At 68.0% G+C, this 17,286-nt stretch carries 17 protein-coding genes; 2 read left to right on the top strand and 15 right to left on the bottom strand.

All coding sequences use genetic code 11. From position 1 onward, the window contains the following. The 5 genes from HAV18_RS01000 to HAV18_RS00980 all read right to left on the bottom strand — a co-directional run bounded on the left by HAV18_RS01000 (position 1) and on the right by HAV18_RS00980 (position 4,357). Positions 1-513, bottom strand: coding sequence for a DUF4274 domain-containing protein (locus tag HAV18_RS01000; protein WP_166951503.1), 513 nt, complete (start codon positions 511-513; stop codon positions 1-3). Positions 514-589: 76 nt separating this feature from the next. Next, positions 590-1,003, bottom strand: a complete 414-nt coding sequence (locus HAV18_RS00995) for a PPC domain-containing DNA-binding protein (RefSeq protein ID WP_166951500.1) — start codon at positions 1,001-1,003, stop codon at positions 590-592. Positions 1,004-1,225: 222 nt separating this feature from the next. Beyond that, on the bottom strand, positions 1,226-2,248 hold the full coding sequence (locus HAV18_RS00990; protein ID WP_166951498.1) for an FAD-binding oxidoreductase: 1,023 nt from the start codon (positions 2,246-2,248) through the stop codon (positions 1,226-1,228). Positions 2,249-2,261: 13 nt separating this feature from the next. Further along, positions 2,262-3,929 (bottom strand): hydroxylamine reductase, encoded by a 1,668-nt coding sequence (gene hcp, locus HAV18_RS00985; protein ID WP_166951496.1) that lies wholly within the window; start codon positions 3,927-3,929, stop codon positions 2,262-2,264. A gap of 194 nt (positions 3,930-4,123) precedes the next feature. Further along, positions 4,124-4,357 (bottom strand): DUF3079 domain-containing protein, encoded by a 234-nt coding sequence (locus HAV18_RS00980; RefSeq protein ID WP_166951491.1) that lies wholly within the window; start codon positions 4,355-4,357, stop codon positions 4,124-4,126. Between the two features lie 515 nt (positions 4,358-4,872). On the opposite strand from HAV18_RS00980, the gene HAV18_RS00975 reads away from it, so the two are divergent. Both HAV18_RS00975 and HAV18_RS00970 read left to right on the top strand, forming a co-directional pair. Next, on the top strand, positions 4,873-5,799 hold the full coding sequence (locus tag HAV18_RS00975; RefSeq protein WP_166951489.1) for an ADP-ribosylglycohydrolase family protein: 927 nt from the start codon (positions 4,873-4,875) through the stop codon (positions 5,797-5,799). A 95-nt stretch (positions 5,800-5,894) separates the two neighbouring features. Next, entirely contained in the window at positions 5,895-6,293 is a 399-nt protein-coding gene (locus tag HAV18_RS00970) for a RidA family protein (protein WP_166951486.1), read from the top strand. A 15-nt stretch (positions 6,294-6,308) separates the two neighbouring features. Here HAV18_RS00970 and HAV18_RS00965 read toward each other — a convergent pair whose 3' ends face one another. The 10 genes from HAV18_RS00965 to HAV18_RS00920 all read right to left on the bottom strand — a co-directional run bounded on the left by HAV18_RS00965 (position 6,309) and on the right by HAV18_RS00920 (position 17,286). Beyond that, positions 6,309-6,860 carry a GNAT family N-acetyltransferase gene (locus HAV18_RS00965; RefSeq protein WP_166951483.1) on the bottom strand — a complete coding sequence of 184 codons (552 nt, stop codon included), beginning with the start codon at positions 6,858-6,860 and terminating at the stop codon, positions 6,309-6,311. Between the two features lie 170 nt (positions 6,861-7,030). Beyond that, positions 7,031-8,431 carry an MFS transporter gene (locus HAV18_RS00960; RefSeq protein ID WP_166951481.1) on the bottom strand — a complete coding sequence of 467 codons (1,401 nt, stop codon included), beginning with the start codon at positions 8,429-8,431 and terminating at the stop codon, positions 7,031-7,033. A gap of 30 nt (positions 8,432-8,461) precedes the next feature. Next, a complete protein-coding gene (locus HAV18_RS00955) occupies positions 8,462-9,706 on the bottom strand; it encodes an NAD(P)/FAD-dependent oxidoreductase (protein ID WP_166951476.1) in 1,245 nt (414 codons plus the stop codon). Next, positions 9,703-10,665 carry a VOC family protein gene (locus HAV18_RS00950; RefSeq protein WP_166951473.1) on the bottom strand — a complete coding sequence of 321 codons (963 nt, stop codon included), beginning with the start codon at positions 10,663-10,665 and terminating at the stop codon, positions 9,703-9,705. Before HAV18_RS00950 ends, HAV18_RS00955 begins: the two co-directional genes overlap by 4 nt. Before the next feature lie 18 nt (positions 10,666-10,683). Next, on the bottom strand, positions 10,684-12,174 hold the full coding sequence (locus HAV18_RS00945) for an aldehyde dehydrogenase (protein WP_166951470.1): 1,491 nt from the start codon (positions 12,172-12,174) through the stop codon (positions 10,684-10,686). A 72-nt stretch (positions 12,175-12,246) separates the two neighbouring features. Further along, positions 12,247-13,074 (bottom strand): aspartate dehydrogenase, encoded by an 828-nt coding sequence (locus tag HAV18_RS00940; protein WP_166951467.1) that lies wholly within the window; start codon positions 13,072-13,074, stop codon positions 12,247-12,249. Beyond that, a complete protein-coding gene (locus HAV18_RS00935) occupies positions 13,067-14,734 on the bottom strand; it encodes a thiamine pyrophosphate-binding protein (protein WP_166951465.1) in 1,668 nt (555 codons plus the stop codon). The genes HAV18_RS00940 and HAV18_RS00935 overlap by 8 nt, the downstream gene beginning before the upstream one ends. Next, the gene (locus tag HAV18_RS00930) at positions 14,727-15,524 is read right to left on the bottom strand and encodes an SDR family oxidoreductase (protein ID WP_166951462.1); all 798 of its coding nucleotides are present in this window, start codon (positions 15,522-15,524) and stop codon (positions 14,727-14,729) included. The genes HAV18_RS00935 and HAV18_RS00930 overlap by 8 nt, the downstream gene beginning before the upstream one ends. Further along, positions 15,521-16,378, bottom strand: a complete 858-nt coding sequence (locus HAV18_RS00925) for an IclR family transcriptional regulator (protein WP_166951459.1) — start codon at positions 16,376-16,378, stop codon at positions 15,521-15,523. Before HAV18_RS00925 ends, HAV18_RS00930 begins: the two co-directional genes overlap by 4 nt. After that, positions 16,375-17,286, bottom strand: a complete 912-nt coding sequence (locus HAV18_RS00920; protein ID WP_166951457.1) for an alpha/beta fold hydrolase — start codon at positions 17,284-17,286, stop codon at positions 16,375-16,377. Before HAV18_RS00920 ends, HAV18_RS00925 begins: the two co-directional genes overlap by 4 nt.

Raw genomic sequence — 17,286 nt, 5'->3', positions numbered from 1 at the left:
TCAGTCGTAAAGCGCGTAAAGCCGGTCGGCGACGTCGAACGGCAAGCCTTCGTCGTACCCTTCCATCTCGTCGAGATCGACATACTCGCGGCCGTCGGTCGGCTTCAGCATCAGCGCCGGCACCGGCCGCGCGACCGGTACGTCCGGATAGTCGTCCGGGCCCGCGCCCTCGAAGTCATGCGGATCGAACCAGATCCCGTGATCGGCGTAAAAGCCTTCCGCGTAACGCTGCTCGATTTCGCGCAGCAGCCGGAACGTGTCCAGTTGATACGACGCATCGCCCAGGTCGCTTTCGTTCGCGTACTGCACGAACCACGCGGCGCCGAGATTCCAGTAGATCAGCAGCGCGGTGGCGCGATCGATGCTGCGGTTGTCGAGCAGCCAGCGCAGCGCGCGGCCGTTGCCGTCGTAGTTGGAGCGCGCGGCGAAGCGGTGCCATTGCTCGGGCGTCGCGCCCTCGAGCCAGGTGCGGACGATATCCCACGCCTTCTGTTCGATTTCGGAATCATCCATGAATGGGGCCCTCGCGGAAGGATGAATGGCGGAAACGCGTCGAATGACCGGCGATTCTAGCGCCGCTTCGCGACCTTCACGCGCCCTCGCCGCCCGGCTCGCGGCGGATCACCAGTTCGTTGAAGCCGGTGTGCGGATCGGGTTCACGGGCAAAGCGATGCGCGGGAAGCACGGCAAGCAGGATCTCGGCGGTCGTGCGCACCATGCAGCCGCTGGCCACATGGCCGCCCGATACGCGGCCGACCACATCGGAAACGGACATGTGCAGGTGCGCGCCGTGCGGCGATACCGAGCCGGCCAGCGTCAGGATTTCAAGGTCGCCGCGCAGCTCGGTCGGCACGTCGGCACCGGCAAAGCGCAACTGCGCGACGCTCAGGCTGCCGATGCCCTGGATCACGAATGCCGCGTGCGCGTCGTGCTGACGCAATGCGTGCTCGATCGACGCGCGCAGGTCGTCGCCGGGGGAAAGACGCAAAGGGAGGGCTTGCATGGTCGAGCACCTGCCGATGGTGGTGGGGGTCGACCAAGGGTACGTTTGTGGCGTGATTCCGGCAAGTCACCCGCGCCCGGGAGCATGGCGCGCCGGCGTCGCCCCGCCCCCGCCCCCGCCATCGCCCCGACATCGGCATCGGCATCGGCATCGACATCGACATCGACATCGACATCGACATCGACATCGACATCGACATCGACATCGACATCGACATCGACATCAAACAGTAAAACGCTCGCTCGCGAACTGCGCATCCGGCACGCCTGCCGTCATCGCCACCTCCCGCACGCCTTGCACGAGCGGCGGCGGCCCGCACACGTAGATGTCGGGCAGCCCGTCGTGCTGCGCGAGCGCCAGACGCAACGTATCGACCGGTGTGCCGCGCAACCCGCTCCACTCCCCGCCCGGCCGCCACACGCACAGATCGACGCGCAATTGCGGCAGGTCGACCTGCAAGCGCGCGAGTTCGTCGAGCATGAACAGTTCGCTTTCCTGATTGACGCCGAAGAACAGCCGCGCGTCGGCCATCTCCTGAAATTCGGCCATACGCCGCAGCATCGACAGGATCGGCGCGAGCCCCGTGCCGCCCGCGACGAACCAGCGCGGCCGCAGGCTGTCCGCGAACAGCCCGAAGCCGCCCATCGGCACGCGCACGGTCAGCGAATCGCCGGGTCGCGCACGCTCACGCAGGTAGGTCGAGAACCACCCTCCCGGCCGCAGCCGGATCAGGAACTCGAGGCGACCGTCCCAGTTGCTCGTGTTCGCGAGCGAATACGGGCGGCGCACACCGCTGCCCGGCACCTCGAGTTCCGCGAACTGGCCGGGCTCGAACTCCGCTGCCGAGCCGAACGTGTCGTCGGGTTCGATCTGCAGCTCGACACGCATCGTGTCGGCCGCAACCGTCTCGAGCGCCGCGATCCGCGCGGTGCGCACGGGCACCGGATGCAGCAGCACCTTGGTCCGGTCGTACGGCGCGGCGACCCGCAGATCGCCGCGCGGCGTGGTCCGGCACAGCAGGACCGCGCCGCGCTGGCCGGCCGGCAGCACGCCGGCGCTGTCGGGCAGCATCTCGTACGCGCCGTCGACGACGGTCGCCTGGCATGCGCCGCAGCTTCCGCGCCGGCATTGCGACGGCAGCGTGATGTCGGCGTCGGCCGCGGCCGACAGCAGATCCTGCCCCGCGTCGCAGCCAAAGCCGAAGCGCTCGCCGTCGCGTGTCGTGATCTCGATGCGATACGTCATCGAACGATCCCGCTCAAGCGGCCCGGCGCGCCAGCGACGCGGCCAGGTCGGTGCCGGCGTCGCCGATCGGCTGGATGCCGAATTGTTCGACCAGCACCGCCAGCACGCCCGGCGTCACGAATGCCGGCAGCGTCGGCCCGAGGCGGATGTTGCGCAGGCCGAGCGCGAGCAGCGTCAGCAGCACGGCCGCCGCCTTTTGCTCGAACCACGAGATCACGAGCGACAGCGGCAGGTCGTTCACGCCGCATTCGAATGCGTCGGCCAGCGCCGTCGCGATCCGGATCGCCGAATAGCTGTCGTTGCACTGCCCAAGATCGAGCAGGCGCGGAATGCCGCCGATATCGCCGAACGCGTGCCGGTTGAAGCGGTACTTGTTGCAGCCGAGCGTCATCACGACCGTATCGTCGGGGGCCTGCTCCGCGAACTCGGTGTAGTAGTTGCGGCCCGGCGCCGCGCCGTCGCAGCCGCCGATCAGGAAGAAATGGCGGATCTGTCCGGCCTTGACCGCGTCGATGACCTTGTCCGCGACACCGAGCACCGCGTGCCGGCCGAAACCGACCGTGATCGTCTGCTCCGGCGCCGTGGCCGGGAACCCGGGCAGCGCTTGCGCGGCGCGGATCAGCATCGAGAAATCATGATGCTCGAGATGGCGCACGCCCGGCCAGCCGACCGGCCCGGTCGTGAAGATCCGCTGCCGGTATGGCGGCATCGGCTCGATGATGCAGTTGGACGTCATCAGGATCGGCCCGGGGAAATGCGCGAAGTCGCTCTGCTGATCCTGCCACGCGCCGCCGTAGTTGCCGGCGAGGTGCGGGAACGCGTTGAGCACCGGATACGCATGGGCCGGCAGCATCTCGCCGTGCGTGTACACCTGAATGCCCGTGCCGGCCGTCTGTTCTAGCAGCGCGTGCAGATCGCCGAGATCGTGGCCCGACACGAGGATCGCCTTGCCCGCTACCGGCGACACGCGCACGGCAGTCGGTTGCTGCGCGCCGAAACGGCCGGTGTTCGCGCTGTCGAGCACCTCCATGACCGTCAGGTTCAGCTGGCCGAGTTCGAGTGCCTGCGCGAGCAGCGCGCTGACGTCGGCGGGGTCGCGCGCGAGAAATGCGAGCGCCGCCTCGATCCCCTCGTAGATATCGTCGCGCTCGTAGCCGAGCACCCGCGCATGATGCGCATACGCGCACACGCCCTTCAGCCCGTACAGCACCAGCGCGCGCAGGCCGACGATGTCCGCCCCAACGTTGTCGAGCCCCTGGTCGACACCCACGCTCGCGGCCTGCGCCAGCAGGCCGGCCAGATCGTCCGCCGGCTGCCACATCGCCGGCCCGTGCTGCGCCGGGACGACCGTTCCCGCCGCCCGCGCACTCGCATCACAGGCGGCCTTCACACGGTCGCGCACCTGAGCCGCTTCGCGCAGCAGCGCGACGAAACGTGCCGCATGAAAATTCACGTTGGTCAGCGTCGTGAACATCGCGTACAGCACAAAGCGGTCGGCGTCGCGATCCGGTGTGCCCATCGCTCGCGCGATCGCGCCGTATTGCGCAATGCCCTTCACCGCATGGACCAACAGGTCCTGCAGGTCGGCCGTCGTTGCATCCTTGCCGCAGTTGCCTTTCGCCGATGCGCAGCCGGGCCGCGCGCCGGTCCGGTCGGTCTGTTCGCATTGATAGCAAAACACGGTGCTCTCCTTTCTCGATCATGGGGGCGCGGGTCGGCGCGAACGGCGGCGGAACGCGCGTTCCTGGCCGCCGGGCATCCCGCCCGCTTCAAGATGCGTGGTGCATGCATCTTTTTTCATGATGTTTCGGCACGCGCTTCGCAACCGTGATGCAGATCAAGAATCCGGACGCACTCGGGTGAGGCAACTTGTCGCTACGACTGCCCGCCGGCCGCGGTTGCGTGCTCGTGTTCGTGTTCATCGTCGGCATCCGCGCCTTCGATGCCCCAGTCGCCGTATCGATACCAGTCGTCGCCGAGCAGCTCGCTAGGGTGCTGCGTGCGGCTGGAGCCGTTGCCGCAGCGCATCGCGTGCGTCGGGCAGTAGTTGTCGCATCCCCAGCAGATCCGCTCCGGATGCACGGGATGCAGCGGAAATTTCTTGGCCATGATCTTGTCTTCCCGGTGTCGTTTCATCCGCTACCAGTCGACTCTAGTTCACCGGCGCACACGGGCCATGCGGCATTCGTTCGCACCGGCGGCGCTGCATCGGCTAGGGTCTGTTCACGCTAATAACGGGCTTGCGCTGGCCCCCAGAAGGGCCGAGCGCAAGGATTGCGACGACCAACGGAAGTCCCTGTGGGACGAAGCGAATACTCGACGTATTCGTGAGGAGCATGACGCGGCGATCGGCCCTTCTGGGGGCCAGCCCCACGAATGAATTTTTCCAAATAGGGGAACGTGCCTTGTCGGCCGCATTGCGGCGTCGCGCGTCGCTTGTTTGGCTCGGCCAAACGGCGCTCCTTACGCCTTGCACGCGCCCGAAGGTAGTCCCCTTGGGGGACAGCCGACAAGGCACGTTCGCAAGCCCGTTATTAGCGTGAACAGACCCTAGGCACGCGCAGGCGATTGGTCTAGTCTGCACGGTATTCCGCGGCACGAGCCGCCCACCCGCTCCCTGCCCGATGACCGCCATTCCGAACCGACGATCCCGCCTGCGCGGCGGCCTGCTTGGCCTGCTGATCGGCGACGCGCTGGGCGTCCCGTACGAATTCCACGACGCGGCGTCGATCCCGCCGCCCGCCGAAATCGACATGACGCCGCCCCCCGGCTTTGCGCGCGCACACGACGGCGTGCCGCCCGGCACCTGGAGCGACGACGGCGCGCAGGCGCTCGCACTGCTCGACGCGCTGTCGGATGACCGCGACCTGAATCTCGATACGTTCGCCCGCAACCTGCAGGACTGGTTTCATCGCGGCGCCTTTACGCCGGACGGCCGCGTGTTCGACGTCGGCCTGCAGACGCAGCGCGCGTTCCACGCGCTGGCGGCCGGCGCGGCGCCGGCCGTTGCCGGCCCCGACGACGAGCGCGACAACGGCAACGGCTCGCTGATGCGCTGCTTTCCGGTGGTGATGGTCGCCGCATCGCACGACGAAGCGATCCGGCTCGCGTGCAGGCAGAGCGTCGTCACGCACGGCCACGTGCGCTCGCAGCTGTGCTGTGCGCTCTATGGCCTGACGGCAATGGGCATTCTTGAAGGCCAGCCGGCGCCCGATGCGGTGCGCGCGGCGGAAGACGAATTGCTGACACGCTACGCGGGCGCGGCCGACGAGATCGAACTGAAGATCGTGCTCGATGGCCGCTTCGATGCGCCGCAAGGGTCCGGTTACGTGGTCGACAGCTTCTGGTCGTCGATCCATTGCCTGCTGTCGACGCGCAGTTACGAAGACTGCGTGAAACGCGCGATCGCGCTCGGCAACGACACGGATACGACAGCGGCCATCGCCGGCAGCCTCGCCGGCGCGCTGTACGGCGAGCACGCGTTACCCGCTCGGTGGACTGCAGCGCTGCACGGCAAAGAACAGGTCGAGGGCTGGCTCGCGAAATCGTGAGCGCATCGCGCAATCGCCGGTCAACCGGTGAATCAGACGCGGCGAGTCGAACCCGACCGCACCGAACCACCGCATCACCCTGAGAGGACAGTCGCATGCTGCGTGCAATCAATCCCCCCGGCGCCACGATTCCCGGTATTTCGCAAGCAATACTCGTGGAAGGCGGCCAACCGCTGTACTTGTCCGGGCACGTTCCGTTCGACACCGACGGCACCGTGGTCGGCACCGATCACGCGACGCAGCTCGATCAGGTGTTCCGGAACATCGCCGCTACACTTCGTGCCGCGGGCGTCGGCTTCGAATCCGTCGCGCGACTCACGCTCTACGTCCGCGACTTCGATTCGAGCCTGTTGCCGCAGATTCGCGAGGTGCGCGACCGGTGGGTCAATACCACCTGTCCGCCCGCGAGCGCGCTCGTCGGCGTGGCTTCGCTCTTCCACCCCGACGTGCTGGTTGAAGTGGACGCGTTCGCGATCGTTCCTGCGGCGAAGTGATCCGGCTCCCGCGCATCACGCGCGCCGGTCGTTCGCCAGCAGCCCGTACAGCGCGCTGTCCGACACTTCGTCACCGACGATCCAGCGCTCGCGCAGCAACCCTTCCCTCACGAAGCCGAGCCGTTCGAGCAGCCGCGCCGACGCGACGTTGCGCGGATCGATATCGGCTTCGATCCGGTTCAGCCGCAGCGTGCCGAACGCGTGTTCGATCACCGCCGATGCCGCCTCGCGCATGTAGCCGCCGCTCCAGTACCGGCGCCGCAGGCTGAAGCCGATCTCGGCGCGCCGGCATTGCTCGTTCGCATGGAACAGTACGCATTCGCCCAGCGCTTCGCCGGTTTCCCGGAGTTCGAGCACGCAGATCAGGTCCTGCCCGCTCGCGGACGTGTTCAGGTTGCGCGTAACGCGCTCGATCGCCTGTTCGATGTGCGTCATCGGCGAGAACGAGAAATAGCGCATCGCTTCCGCATCCGACCAGATCTCGAAGAAGGCGTGCGCGTCGGCTTCGCGTAGCGGCCGCAGCACGAGGCGGGAAGTATCCAGCGTGACAGGTTCGAACAAGGGCATGGCGACAGTCGGTCGGAAAGCGGGATCGTGAATTAGAACATGCAAGCCGCAAGTCGGCCATCGCGCGCGCTTGCACGCGCCGTCACGCCGCGGCAACCGGATCGCCGCATAACAAAAAGGCCCGGGCATTGCCCGGGCCTCCCCTACTCATCCGTTACCGCCGGCCGCGCTTACGCTTCAAGCGCTTCGAGCACCTTCCCCTTCGTCTCGATCCCGACGAAGTGCACAGTCACCGCCGCGATCAGCGGCACGATGCCGATCAGGTAGAACGCCGGCGCGAGGTTCCCGCCGATGATCGCGTGCGGCACCACCATCGGCGCGACGAACGATGCGATCTTCAGCCATGCGCTGCCGAGCCCGCAGCCCGACGCGCGGATGCTCGTCGGATACTGCTCAGGCGTATAGACGTACGCGGTAATGAACCCCGACGCCATCAAGCCGAGCGACAGCGAGCAGAAGATCGACACGACATACACCGACGACGCGTGATAGACACCCGCGAACGCCAGCGACAGCGCGCACAGCACGAACGACCACACGATCACCGGCTTGCGGCCGAGCTTGTCGACGAGCAGCGCCGACGCCAGCGACCCGAGCACGCCCATCACCGAGCCGATCACCGCGAGGTTCAGCGCGAGCTGCAACGGCGCGTGATAGAAGTTCTTGTAGATCGTCGGCAGCCACGTCGACAGCCCGTACTGGATGAACCCGCAGGTTGCCCACAACGTCGCCACCGCGAGCGTGCGCTTGCGATACGCGGCGCTGAACAGGTCGCTCATCCGGCGCTTCGGGTGCTGGCGCACCATCTCGTCGAACGCGGCCACCTGCGCGACGGGCGGCAGTTCACCGCGCACCGACGCTTCGAACACGCTTGTTGCACGCCCGGCTTCCGCGAGCCGCCCGCGCGATGCGAGCCAGCGCGGCGACTCCGGCACGAGGCGCGTGAGCACGAGCGACAGGATCAGCGGCAGCCCGCCGACGAAGTACATGATCTCCCAGCCGAAGCGCGGCACGAGCCACGCGCCGAGCGCCATCGACACGAGCAGGCCGATCGGGAACACGATCTCGTACAACAGCACGAAGCGGCCGCGGCCATGTGCACGCGTGATCTCGTTGATGTACGTCGCGGCGACCGGCAGCTCGCCGCCCAGGCCGAGGCCCTGCAGGATCCGCAGCAGCACGAAGATCTCGAACGTCGGTGCGAAGCCGCACGCGATGCTCGTGATGCCGATCACGGCCGAACTCCACGCGATCGCCTTCACGCGGCCGTGCTTCTCCGCCAGCGCCGGAAACAGGAAGGCGCCGATCAGCTGGCCGATCGCGCCGGAGGCGATCAGCAGGCCGATCTGCGTCGGCGACAGCCCCCATTTGTGAATCAGCAGCGGCAGCGTGGCCGCGATCGTGATCACGTCGAAGCCGTCGAAGAACGTCGCGGTGCCGATCAGCAGGCGGGCGCGGAGCTGCATCGCGTTGGCCGGAAGCCGCTCGAGCCGCGCGATGATCGCGCCGGGCGTGGAGGCGGCAGCTTCCATCGTGGCGCGACCGGCCACGACGTTGTCGAAAGTGCTCATGCGGGGTGTCTCCTATGTCTCGTCGCCCGGTCAGGCCAGTGGCTTGCTCGTGTCTGCCAGCGCTTCCGTATCCACTGCCCGGCCCTGGTTCATCCACTTGCGCGCAAGCTTCAGCTCACGCGCGTTGTTCACGGCGATGACACCTCTCACATGTCCTTCGCCCACGAAAAACAGCGTCGCGCGGCGCGCGGCAAGCTCGCCGCGCACGACGAGCCGCGCATCGGCCGGCAAGTCGCCGAGGATCTGCAGGTTCACGTCGTACTGATCGGACCAGAACCACGGAATCTCCGCGTACGGCGCGCGCACGCCCAGCACGGCCTTCGCGGCCGCGATCGCCTGGTTCTGCGCATTGGCCCACGATTCGAGCCGCACGCGCCGTTTCAGCCAGCCGTTGTGATGGTTCGCGACGTCGCCGCACGCGAAGATCGCCGGGTCGCTCGTCGCGCCGAATTCGTCGACGACGATGCCGTCGTCGATCGCCAGCCCCGCATCGCTCGCGAGCGACGCGTTCAGCGCGAGGCCGATGCCGGCCACCGCGAAATCGGCATCGATCGTCGTGCCGTCAGCGAGTGTCGCGCGTACCTTCGATGCATCGTCCGGCTGCGCGTCGAGCGATGCGAGCGCCGCGCCGAGACGCACGTCGACACCGTTCGAGCGATGCAGGTCGAGCAGGAAATCCGACACGACCTGCGGCACCGAGCGGCCGCACAGCCGCGGCGCGCCTTCGACCACGACCGCCTCGACGCCGAGCTTGCGCGCGGTCGCCGCGACTTCGAGGCCGATCCAGCCGCCGCCGATCACGAGCACGCGCCGGCTCGCGCGCAGCCTCTCGCCGAGCGCGGCCGCTTCGTCGAGCGTGCGCAGGTAATGCAGGTTCGGGGTCCTCACGAGTGCGTCCGGCAGGCGGCGCGACGTGCCGCCGGTCGCGATCACAAGACGGTCGTATTCGATCTCGCGGCCGCTTTCGGTTGTCACGACGCGGCGCGCGCGGTCAATCGATGCGGCGCGTTCCGGCTGCCATGCTTCGACGTTCAGCGCGTCGAATTCGTCGGGACGCACGACGCGCACGGTTTCGATGTCGGCGTCGCCGGCCAGCACGGCCTTCGACAGCGGCGGGCGCTCGTATGGAAGATGCGGCTCGTCGGCGATCATCACGAGACGGCCCGCGAAGCCTTCCGCGCGCAGCGTCTTCAGCACCCAGCCGGCGGCCTGGCCGCCGCCGATCACGACGACCGTGCCGGGCGCGGGCTGCGCCTGTGTGTTCTCTTCGCTCATGATTTGCGCTCCGTCATGAACTTGCCTTCCGGCGCCTTCGCGTTCTTCTGCCGGCGCGTGTTGCCGTCGAGGCCGCCGTCGACCGCCCACTCGGCGAACACGGTCGGGCCCGGCTCGAATTCGCGCGGCTGCCACTCGGGCGTCAGCATGTCTTCGTCCGCGTAATACTCGATCAGCCCGCCGGCCGGGTTCTGGAAGTACCAGAAGTACGCGGACGACACCGGGTGACGGCCCGGGCCGAGTTGCGTTTCCCAGCCGCAGCGGTCGATGTGCATGCCGCCGCCGAACACCTCGTGGATGTCGCGCACGGTGAACGCGACGTGGTTCAGGCCGCGCTTGCCATTCGGCAGTGCGAGCAGGAACAGGTCGTGGTGGCCGCCGTGCGGCGCGCAGCGCATGAACGCGCCGCGGCCCGGGTAGCGGTCCGACGTCTCGAAGCCCAGCAGCTCGTGATAGAACTTTTCCTGCGCGTCGAGGCAGTTCGTGAAGAACACGACATGCCCGACCTCGACCGGCTCCGCACGCGCATAGATCGGGCTCGGCTGGTCGACGCGCAGCGTCTGGCCCCACACGTTCGACGGCGAGCCCGTGATGCCGAGTTCGCGCTTGCGCGTGACTTCGACGCGGATCGCCATCCCGTTCGGGTCGGTGCAGCCGAGTGCATCCTTGCGTGCGTAGAACCCGGGCTGGCCGGCGAACTTGCCGCGCAGCGCGTCGAGTTCCTGCTGCGTCGCGACGCCCCACGTGACTTCACGCAGCGTCGGGCCCGCTTCGAACGCGGGCGGCAGCGCCGGATCGTCGGCCTTGACGACCAGCACGGTGCAGCCGTTCATCGTCTCGAAGCGTGCTTGCGTGTCGTCGTGCTCGACTTCCTTCAGCCCCCAGTCGGCGAAAAAGCGCCGGCAGGTCGCGAGATCGTCGACACCGTACGTGATCTGCTCGATTCCCAAAATGCTCATTGCGTTTTTCCCCTTCGGTCAGTTCGCCCACGGCAGCGGCGCGTCGTTCAAGCCCCAGTAGAGGCTCTTCTGCTGCATGTACTCGCGGATGCCGAGACGCCCCTTCTCGCGGCCCATCCCGCTCTCCTTCCAGCCCGAGAACGGTGTGGAGATCGAGAACAGCTTGTACGTGTTGATCCAGACGGTGCCGGTTTCCAGCGCGCGCGCAATGCGCCATGCGCGCTTGTAGTCGCGCGTCCAGATGCCGGCGGCCAGGCCGAACACGCTGTCGTTCGCCTGCGCGATCAGCGATGCTTCGTCGTCGAACGGCATCGCGACGAGCACCGGGCCGAAGATCTCTTCCTGGCAGATGCGCGCGCTGTTCGGCAAGCCTTCGAGAATCGTCGGCTGGTAGAAGAAGCCGTTCTCGCGACCGTCGCCCGACGGCCGCTCGCCGCCGCACAGCAGACGGCCGCCCTCCTCCAGGCCGAGCGCGACGTAGCGCTCCACCGATTCGCGATGCTTCGCGGTGATCAGCGGCCCCATCTGCGTGTCGGGCCGCGTCGGGTCACCCACGCGCAGCTTGCGGGCGCCGGCCACCAGGCGCTTCATGAATTCGTCGTACACCGAGCGCTGCACGAACAGCCGCGAACCCGCGATGCATGCTTCGCCCGACGAGCTGAAGATGCCGTACAGCACGCCGTTGACCGCGTGATCGAGATCGGCGTCGTCGCGCACGATCGTCGGTGACTTGCCGCCCAGTTCGAGCGACACCGGCATCAGCTTCTCTGCCGCGATGCGCGCGATGCCGCGGCCCACTTCGGTGCCGCCCGTGAACGACACCTTCTTCACCAGCGGATGACGCACGAGCACGTCGCCGATCACCGAACCCTTGCCCGGCAGCACGCTCAGCACGCCCTTCGGCACGCCGGCTTCCTCGCAGATGCGTGCCAGCGCGAGCGACACGAGCGGCGTGACTTCGGCCGGCTTGAGCACGACCGCGTTGCCGCCGGCGAGCGCCGGCGCGAGCTTCTGCGCATCGGACGCAATCGGCGAATTCCACGGCGTGATTGCCGCGATCACGCCGATCGGCTCGTACACGCTCATCGTCAGGTAGTCGCCGCGCGACGGCGTCAGTTCCTCGTCGAGCGTTTCGAGGCACGCCGCGAAATAGCGGAACGTGTTCGCGGCGCTGGCCACCAGCACGCGCGTCTCGCTGATCGGCTTGCCGTTGTCGCGACGCTGCAGGTTCGCGAGCGCTTCATGGCGCTGCATGATCAGGTCGGCGATGCGGTACAGCACTTGCGCGCGCAGGTGCGGCTTCAGCCCGGCCCAGTCGGCGCGGCGCCATGCGGCGTCGGCGGCCACGACGGCTTCGGCCGCATCTTCCGCGTTCGCCGTCGACACTTCCATGTTCAGCGACTGGTCGGCCGGATAGATGCTCGCGTAAGGCGCGCCGCGGCCGCGCCGCCATTCGCCGCCGATCAGGATGTTGCCGTCGGGTACGAGGCTCGTATCGAAAGGAGTCATGTCACAAGTCCCACAAATCTGTCTCTGCACGTCCGCCCTCGCCGTGGCGCGGGCGGACATTCAATGGCCCGGTCAGATCACGCAGCGGGCCGCGCGGTTGCGCAGCGCGCGGATCGCGCAGTACGCCGTCAGCGCGGACGTCTTCGGGTTGTCCGGCAACGGCTTGCCGCTCATTTCCAGCGACATCTCGCCAAATGCGCCGCGCGCGGTGATGCGGTGCACGTTGCGCTCGACCGCCGGATCGGCGATCAGGCGCACGTGCGTCGCGTCGAGGCCGAGGCCCGCCAGCGCGACGGTGGCCGCGACGTTCGCGTTCTTCGGATACAGGCGCGCGGCATCGCGCGCGGTGCCTTCGAAGATCACCTTTGCCTCGGTCATCGCGCGCAGGTCGCACAGTGCCTCGGCGGGCGTGCCGAGCCAGCCGAGCGGCGGCTTGCGGCCCACGTACAGCACTTCGTCGAGGCCGCCCTGCTTCGCGGAAGCCAGCGCGTCGATACCGCCGATCGCGCCGGACAGCAGCGTGACCGTCGCGTTGCCTTCGTCGGCCGCCTGCGCGAGCACGTCGAGCAGCGCGAGGTCGGACAGCGCGCCGATCGACGCGACCGCGCAGTCGGTGCCGGCCTTCAGCAGCGGCACGACGTGATCGACGAGCGCGCTGTGGCCCGCGCATTCGAGCGCGAACTCGGGGCGGCGGGCCAGTGCGTCGACCGACGACACGACCTCCACCGCGCCGCCCAGCACGCCCTGCACCGCCGCGCGCTGGTGTTCCGGCACGATCACGTGTGCGATGCGCAGCGACGCATCGTGCTCGACCGCGTGGTACACGGCCGCGCCGATCGCACCGAAGCCGATCATCGCGACGTCGACGGGTGCGTGGGCCCGCTTTTGCCCGTTAAGCATATTGGCGCTCCGTCGGCGCTTCCTTCTTCACCGGCGGGCCCGCGAACTGCGATGCGAACGAGCCGACCGACAGCATGTCGACCTCGACCATCACCGGCCCTTCCTTCGCCATCCCTTCGCGCACGATCGCTTCGGCGTCGTCGAGCGACGTGATCCGGTAGTGCGTGAGGCCGAAGCTCGCGCAGAACTGCGCGAAATCGGGCTGGTGCAGCTGCACGAAGCAGCGTCGGCCACCGTAGTGCGCGTCCTGGATGTTGCGGATCACGCCGTAGCACTGGTCGTTCATCAGCACGATCATCACGTTCGCGTTTTCCTGCACGGCCGTCACGAGCTCGCCGACGTTGACCATCAGGCCGCCGTCGCCGACGAGGCACACCGTCTTCGCGGCCGCATCCGCCAGCGCCGCGCCGATGCCCATCTGGATGCCCTGGCCGATGCCGCCGCCGAGCGCATGCACGCCCGAGCGCGGCTCGAAGATCTTCAGCAGGCGGTTGCCCCACGTGCTGTTCGAGATCGTCACGTCACGCACCCAGTTGTAGTCGCGGCCGACCGCACCCTGCAGCGTGTCGACCAGCTTCTTGTACGGCCCGAGGCCCTTCGACACGTCGGCCACTGCCTGCTCGCGGGCTGCCGCGAGATCGGCTGCAAATTGCGGATCGACCGACAGGCGGCCTTCGAGGCGGTCGGCCAGCTCGGCCAGCACCCGCTTCGAATCGCCATGCACGAACAGCTCGTTGCGATAGCCGCGGTTGTCGGCAAGTGCTTCGGCATCGACGCGGAACAGCGGCTGCGGCAGCGCGAGCTTGTACTTCAGCGTCTCGTTGCCGCGCAGGCGCGAACCGACGACGACGAGCGCATCGCAGGTCTTGTAGAACGCTTCGACGCACGCGTGCACGTTGAACGCGCCGAGCGTCGCCGGGTGATCCTCGGGCAGCACGCCGCGGCCCTGCACGCTCGTCACGACACCGAAGCCGAGCTTCACGAGGCGTTCGACTTCCTCGCGTGCGTGGCGCGCGCCGCCGCCGAGCCACAGCAGCGGGCGGCGCTTGGCGGCCAGTGCGTCGGCGAGCTTCGCGACGCGTGCGGGGTCGTGCTCGCGCACCGCGACGTGTGCCGGTGCGAGGTCGTCCGGCCATTCGATTTCGGCCGCCTGGATGTCGATCGGAATCTCGACCGAAACAGGGCCCGTCGGCGCCGTCTGCGCGATGCGCACGGCTTCGCGGATCGTCGGCAGCACGGTTTCGACGGTGCGCACGCGGAATGCAGCCTTCGAAATCGAGTCGAGCATCGACAACTGGTCCGGCGCTTCGTGGATATACGCGAGATCCTGGTCGAGATACGGCGTCTCGATCTGCCCCGTCACGTGCAGCAGCGCGGTGCCGGCCGTCAGCGCCTCGACCATCGCGCCCGCCGCGTTGCCTGCGGCCGTACCCGTGCTCGTGAACGCGACGCCGAGGCCGCCCGACACGCGGGCCAGGCCGTCGGCCATGTTCAATGCGCCGGCTTCGCCGCGTGCACCGACATAGCGGATGTTGCCGCGCGAGTTGATCGCGTCGAGGATCGGCATGTTGTGGATCGAGATGACACCGAATGCGGTCTTCACGCCGCACTGCTCGAGAAAGGCGGCAATCAGCTCGCCAACCGTGGTTTTTTCAGACATGGCGTGCAAAGCCTCCAGAAACGTCGATATGGCTGCCCGTCGTGTAGGACGACAGATGCGTTGCGAGATAAAAAAGTGCCCAGGCGGCCTCGTCGGGCTTGCCGAAGCGGTTCAGCGGAATGTTCTTCGTGCGGGCGATCGCGCCCGTCCAGTCCTCCCAGCTTTCGCCGGCCTGCGCCTGCGCTTCGTAACGGCGGCGCCACTGGCCCGACTCGACGATGCCGATCAGGATCGAGTTCACGCGGATGCGCTGCGGCGCGAGTTCGGTCGCGAGCGACTTCACGAGGCTCAGCACACCGGCGCGCGCCGACGACGTCGCGACCATGTGCGGCTCCGGCTGCAGCGCGAGCAGCGAGTTCACGCAGGTGATCGTCGGTGCCTGTGCGTCGCGCAGCAGCGGCAGGAACGCGCGTGTCGGGCGGATGATGCTGAAGTACTTCAGCTCGAGCTCCTCGCGCCACGCATCGTCGGTCGTGTCGGCGAAGGTCGACACGCGGCCCTGACCGGCGTTGTTGACCAGCATGTCGGCGCGGCCGAAGCGCGCGGACACGGCCTGCGCAAACGCGGCGACGTCATGCTCGTCGAGCACGTTGCAGCGCGCGGCGAGCAGCTGCGCGCCCGGGTATTTTTCGTTGAGCATCGCCTCGGCACGCGCCAGGCGCTCGCCGTCGCGGCCGCAGATCGCGACCGATGCGCCTGCCTGCAGGAACCGTTCGGCGGTCGCGAGGCCGATGCCGGACGAGCCGCCCGTCACCACCGCCACCTGCCCGGTCAGATCGATCTGGATCATCGGAGTCCTAAAGCTTTCAGAAACGTATGCTCGTCATCCGAGCGGTAATTGAGCCGCCGCGACAGTTCCGCCGCCGCGCGCTGCACCTTGTCGATCAGCCCGTCCGCGATCAGCGCCGCATCGATTTCCGGCCGCGGCACCGTCACCGTGATGCACGCGACGATCTTCTGCGTCTCGTTGCGCACCGGCGCCGTGACCACCGAGATGCCGCGCTCGAACGACGAATTGCTGACGCCGTAGCCGCGCAGCACATCCTCGCGGATCACTTCGTACAGCGCGTCGACCGTTTCCGGCGTCGCGTTCGTCATCCGGTTCAGCGTGCCCTCCGGATACAGCGCATGCAGTTCCTTCAACGACAGGTCGCCCATCAGCACGTGGCCGTGTGTCGTCGCATGCGCGGGCAGGCGCGTGCCGACGTTCACGCGGATCGAGCTGAACACCGGTGCCTGGCTCTGTGCCTTCGCGACGAACACCACGTCGCGGCCGTCGCGAATCACGATGTGCGTCGTGAAGCCGGTGGCGTCTCGCAGGCTCTCGATCACGGGCAGGCCCAGATCGGTCAGCTCCAGCGAGCTCAGGTATTCGAAGCCGAGCCGCAGCACGGCGATGCCGAGCTTGTAGTTGCGATCCTTGTCCGCGCGCTCGAGGAAGCCGAGCGATTCAAGCGTCTGCAGCAGGCGGAACACCGTCGTGCGCGGAATGCCGAGCCGCTTCGACAGCTCGGGCGCACCGAGCACGGGCTCGCGCGGCGAGAATTCGGCGAGGATCCGCAGCCCGCGTTCGAGGCCGGGCACCACGTAGCTGGCTTCGGCTTTCGCGTTCTCTGCGTCTTGTTGTTGCAGCGGTTCGTTCATGCCAGCCCTCGCTGCGTATCGCATTGACGGCAGAACGTGTTGATCAATGCGGAATAAACGGCCGGTGCTTCGACATAACCGGCATGACCGGCTTGCGGAATCACCTGCAGCCCGACGTGCGCGGCCGCGGCGATCCGTTCGCACGCGGCGGGTGGTGTGATCGCGTCGTTCGCGCCGACGGCGACTGCCGTGCGACCGCGAAAACCGGCGAGATCGGCCGCAAGATCGGCGTTCGCGAGCAGATGCGTGGCCTGCGCGTAGCCGGCCGGCACGATGCGCGCCATGTTCCAGCGCACCCACGCACGTGCCTCCTCGTTCGCGAAACCGGACAGCATGTTGCCGCTGCGCTGTTCGGCGAGCCCGGCCGGGCCGAGTTCGGCGAGCATCGCGAGCCGCGCGTCGCGGCGCGATTCGCGGGTTTCGGCCGGTGCGCTGCCGTAGCCGCCCGCGGGCGACACCAGCAGCAGGCCGGCGATCCGCGCGGGCATCACGCGGGCGAGACCGCCCGCGATGATCGCGCCGAGCGAATGACCGACCAGCACACAGCGTTCGATGCCGAGTGCCTCGAGCCACGCGTTCAGCGATGCCGCGTAATCGGCGGCGGCCGGCGACGCACCGTGCACGGGCGTCGACACGCCGTAACCGGGCGCATCCCACGCGAGCACGCGGCGCGACGCGCCGAGCGTGTCGATCTGGCGGACCCACGATGCGGCGCCCGAGCCGATCCCGTGCAGCAGCACGACGGGCAGCGCACGGCCCGCATGCTGCGCGCCGGCCTCGCCTGCGCCAGCTTCACGGTAGCCGATCGTGCCCGCCGCGCCGGCCGCGCAACGCTGCTCAGGAAACTGCCCGAGCAGCGCGGCGAACGCCGCGGTGCGGTCGCGTTCACGTTTGTCGATGACACTCAT

It is taken from the genome of Burkholderia sp. D-99, assembly GCF_011605345.1.
In the GTDB taxonomy this organism is placed as follows: Bacteria; Pseudomonadota; Gammaproteobacteria; order Burkholderiales; family Burkholderiaceae; genus Burkholderia.
This window is presented reverse-complemented; position numbering and strand designations above follow the sequence as displayed.

Coding starts and splice junctions, on each gene's coding strand:
- HAV18_RS01000 (WP_166951503.1), bottom strand. CDS start 513: ATGGATGATTCCGAAATCGAACAGAAGGCGTGGGATATCGTCCGCACC.
- HAV18_RS00925 (WP_166951459.1), bottom strand. CDS start 16,378: ATGAACGAACCGCTGCAACAACAAGACGCAGAGAACGCGAAAGCCGAA.
- HAV18_RS00970 (WP_166951486.1), top strand. CDS start 5,895: ATGCTGCGTGCAATCAATCCCCCCGGCGCCACGATTCCCGGTATTTCG.
- HAV18_RS00975 (WP_166951489.1), top strand. CDS start 4,873: ATGACCGCCATTCCGAACCGACGATCCCGCCTGCGCGGCGGCCTGCTT.
- HAV18_RS00980 (WP_166951491.1), bottom strand. CDS start 4,357: ATGGCCAAGAAATTTCCGCTGCATCCCGTGCATCCGGAGCGGATCTGC.
- HAV18_RS00995 (WP_166951500.1), bottom strand. CDS start 1,003: ATGCAAGCCCTCCCTTTGCGTCTTTCCCCCGGCGACGACCTGCGCGCG.
- HAV18_RS00965 (WP_166951483.1), bottom strand. CDS start 6,860: ATGCCCTTGTTCGAACCTGTCACGCTGGATACTTCCCGCCTCGTGCTG.
- HAV18_RS00935 (WP_166951465.1), bottom strand. CDS start 14,734: ATGTCTGAAAAAACCACGGTTGGCGAGCTGATTGCCGCCTTTCTCGAG.
- HAV18_RS00990 (WP_166951498.1), bottom strand. CDS start 2,248: ATGACGTATCGCATCGAGATCACGACACGCGACGGCGAGCGCTTCGGC.
- HAV18_RS00950 (WP_166951473.1), bottom strand. CDS start 10,665: ATGAGCATTTTGGGAATCGAGCAGATCACGTACGGTGTCGACGATCTC.
- HAV18_RS00955 (WP_166951476.1), bottom strand. CDS start 9,706: ATGAGCGAAGAGAACACACAGGCGCAGCCCGCGCCCGGCACGGTCGTC.
- HAV18_RS00930 (WP_166951462.1), bottom strand. CDS start 15,524: ATGATCCAGATCGATCTGACCGGGCAGGTGGCGGTGGTGACGGGCGGC.
- HAV18_RS00960 (WP_166951481.1), bottom strand. CDS start 8,431: ATGAGCACTTTCGACAACGTCGTGGCCGGTCGCGCCACGATGGAAGCT.
- HAV18_RS00945 (WP_166951470.1), bottom strand. CDS start 12,174: ATGACTCCTTTCGATACGAGCCTCGTACCCGACGGCAACATCCTGATC.
- HAV18_RS00920 (WP_166951457.1), bottom strand. CDS start 17,286: ATGAGTGTCATCGACAAACGTGAACGCGACCGCACCGCGGCGTTCGCC.
- HAV18_RS00940 (WP_166951467.1), bottom strand. CDS start 13,074: ATGCTTAACGGGCAAAAGCGGGCCCACGCACCCGTCGACGTCGCGATG.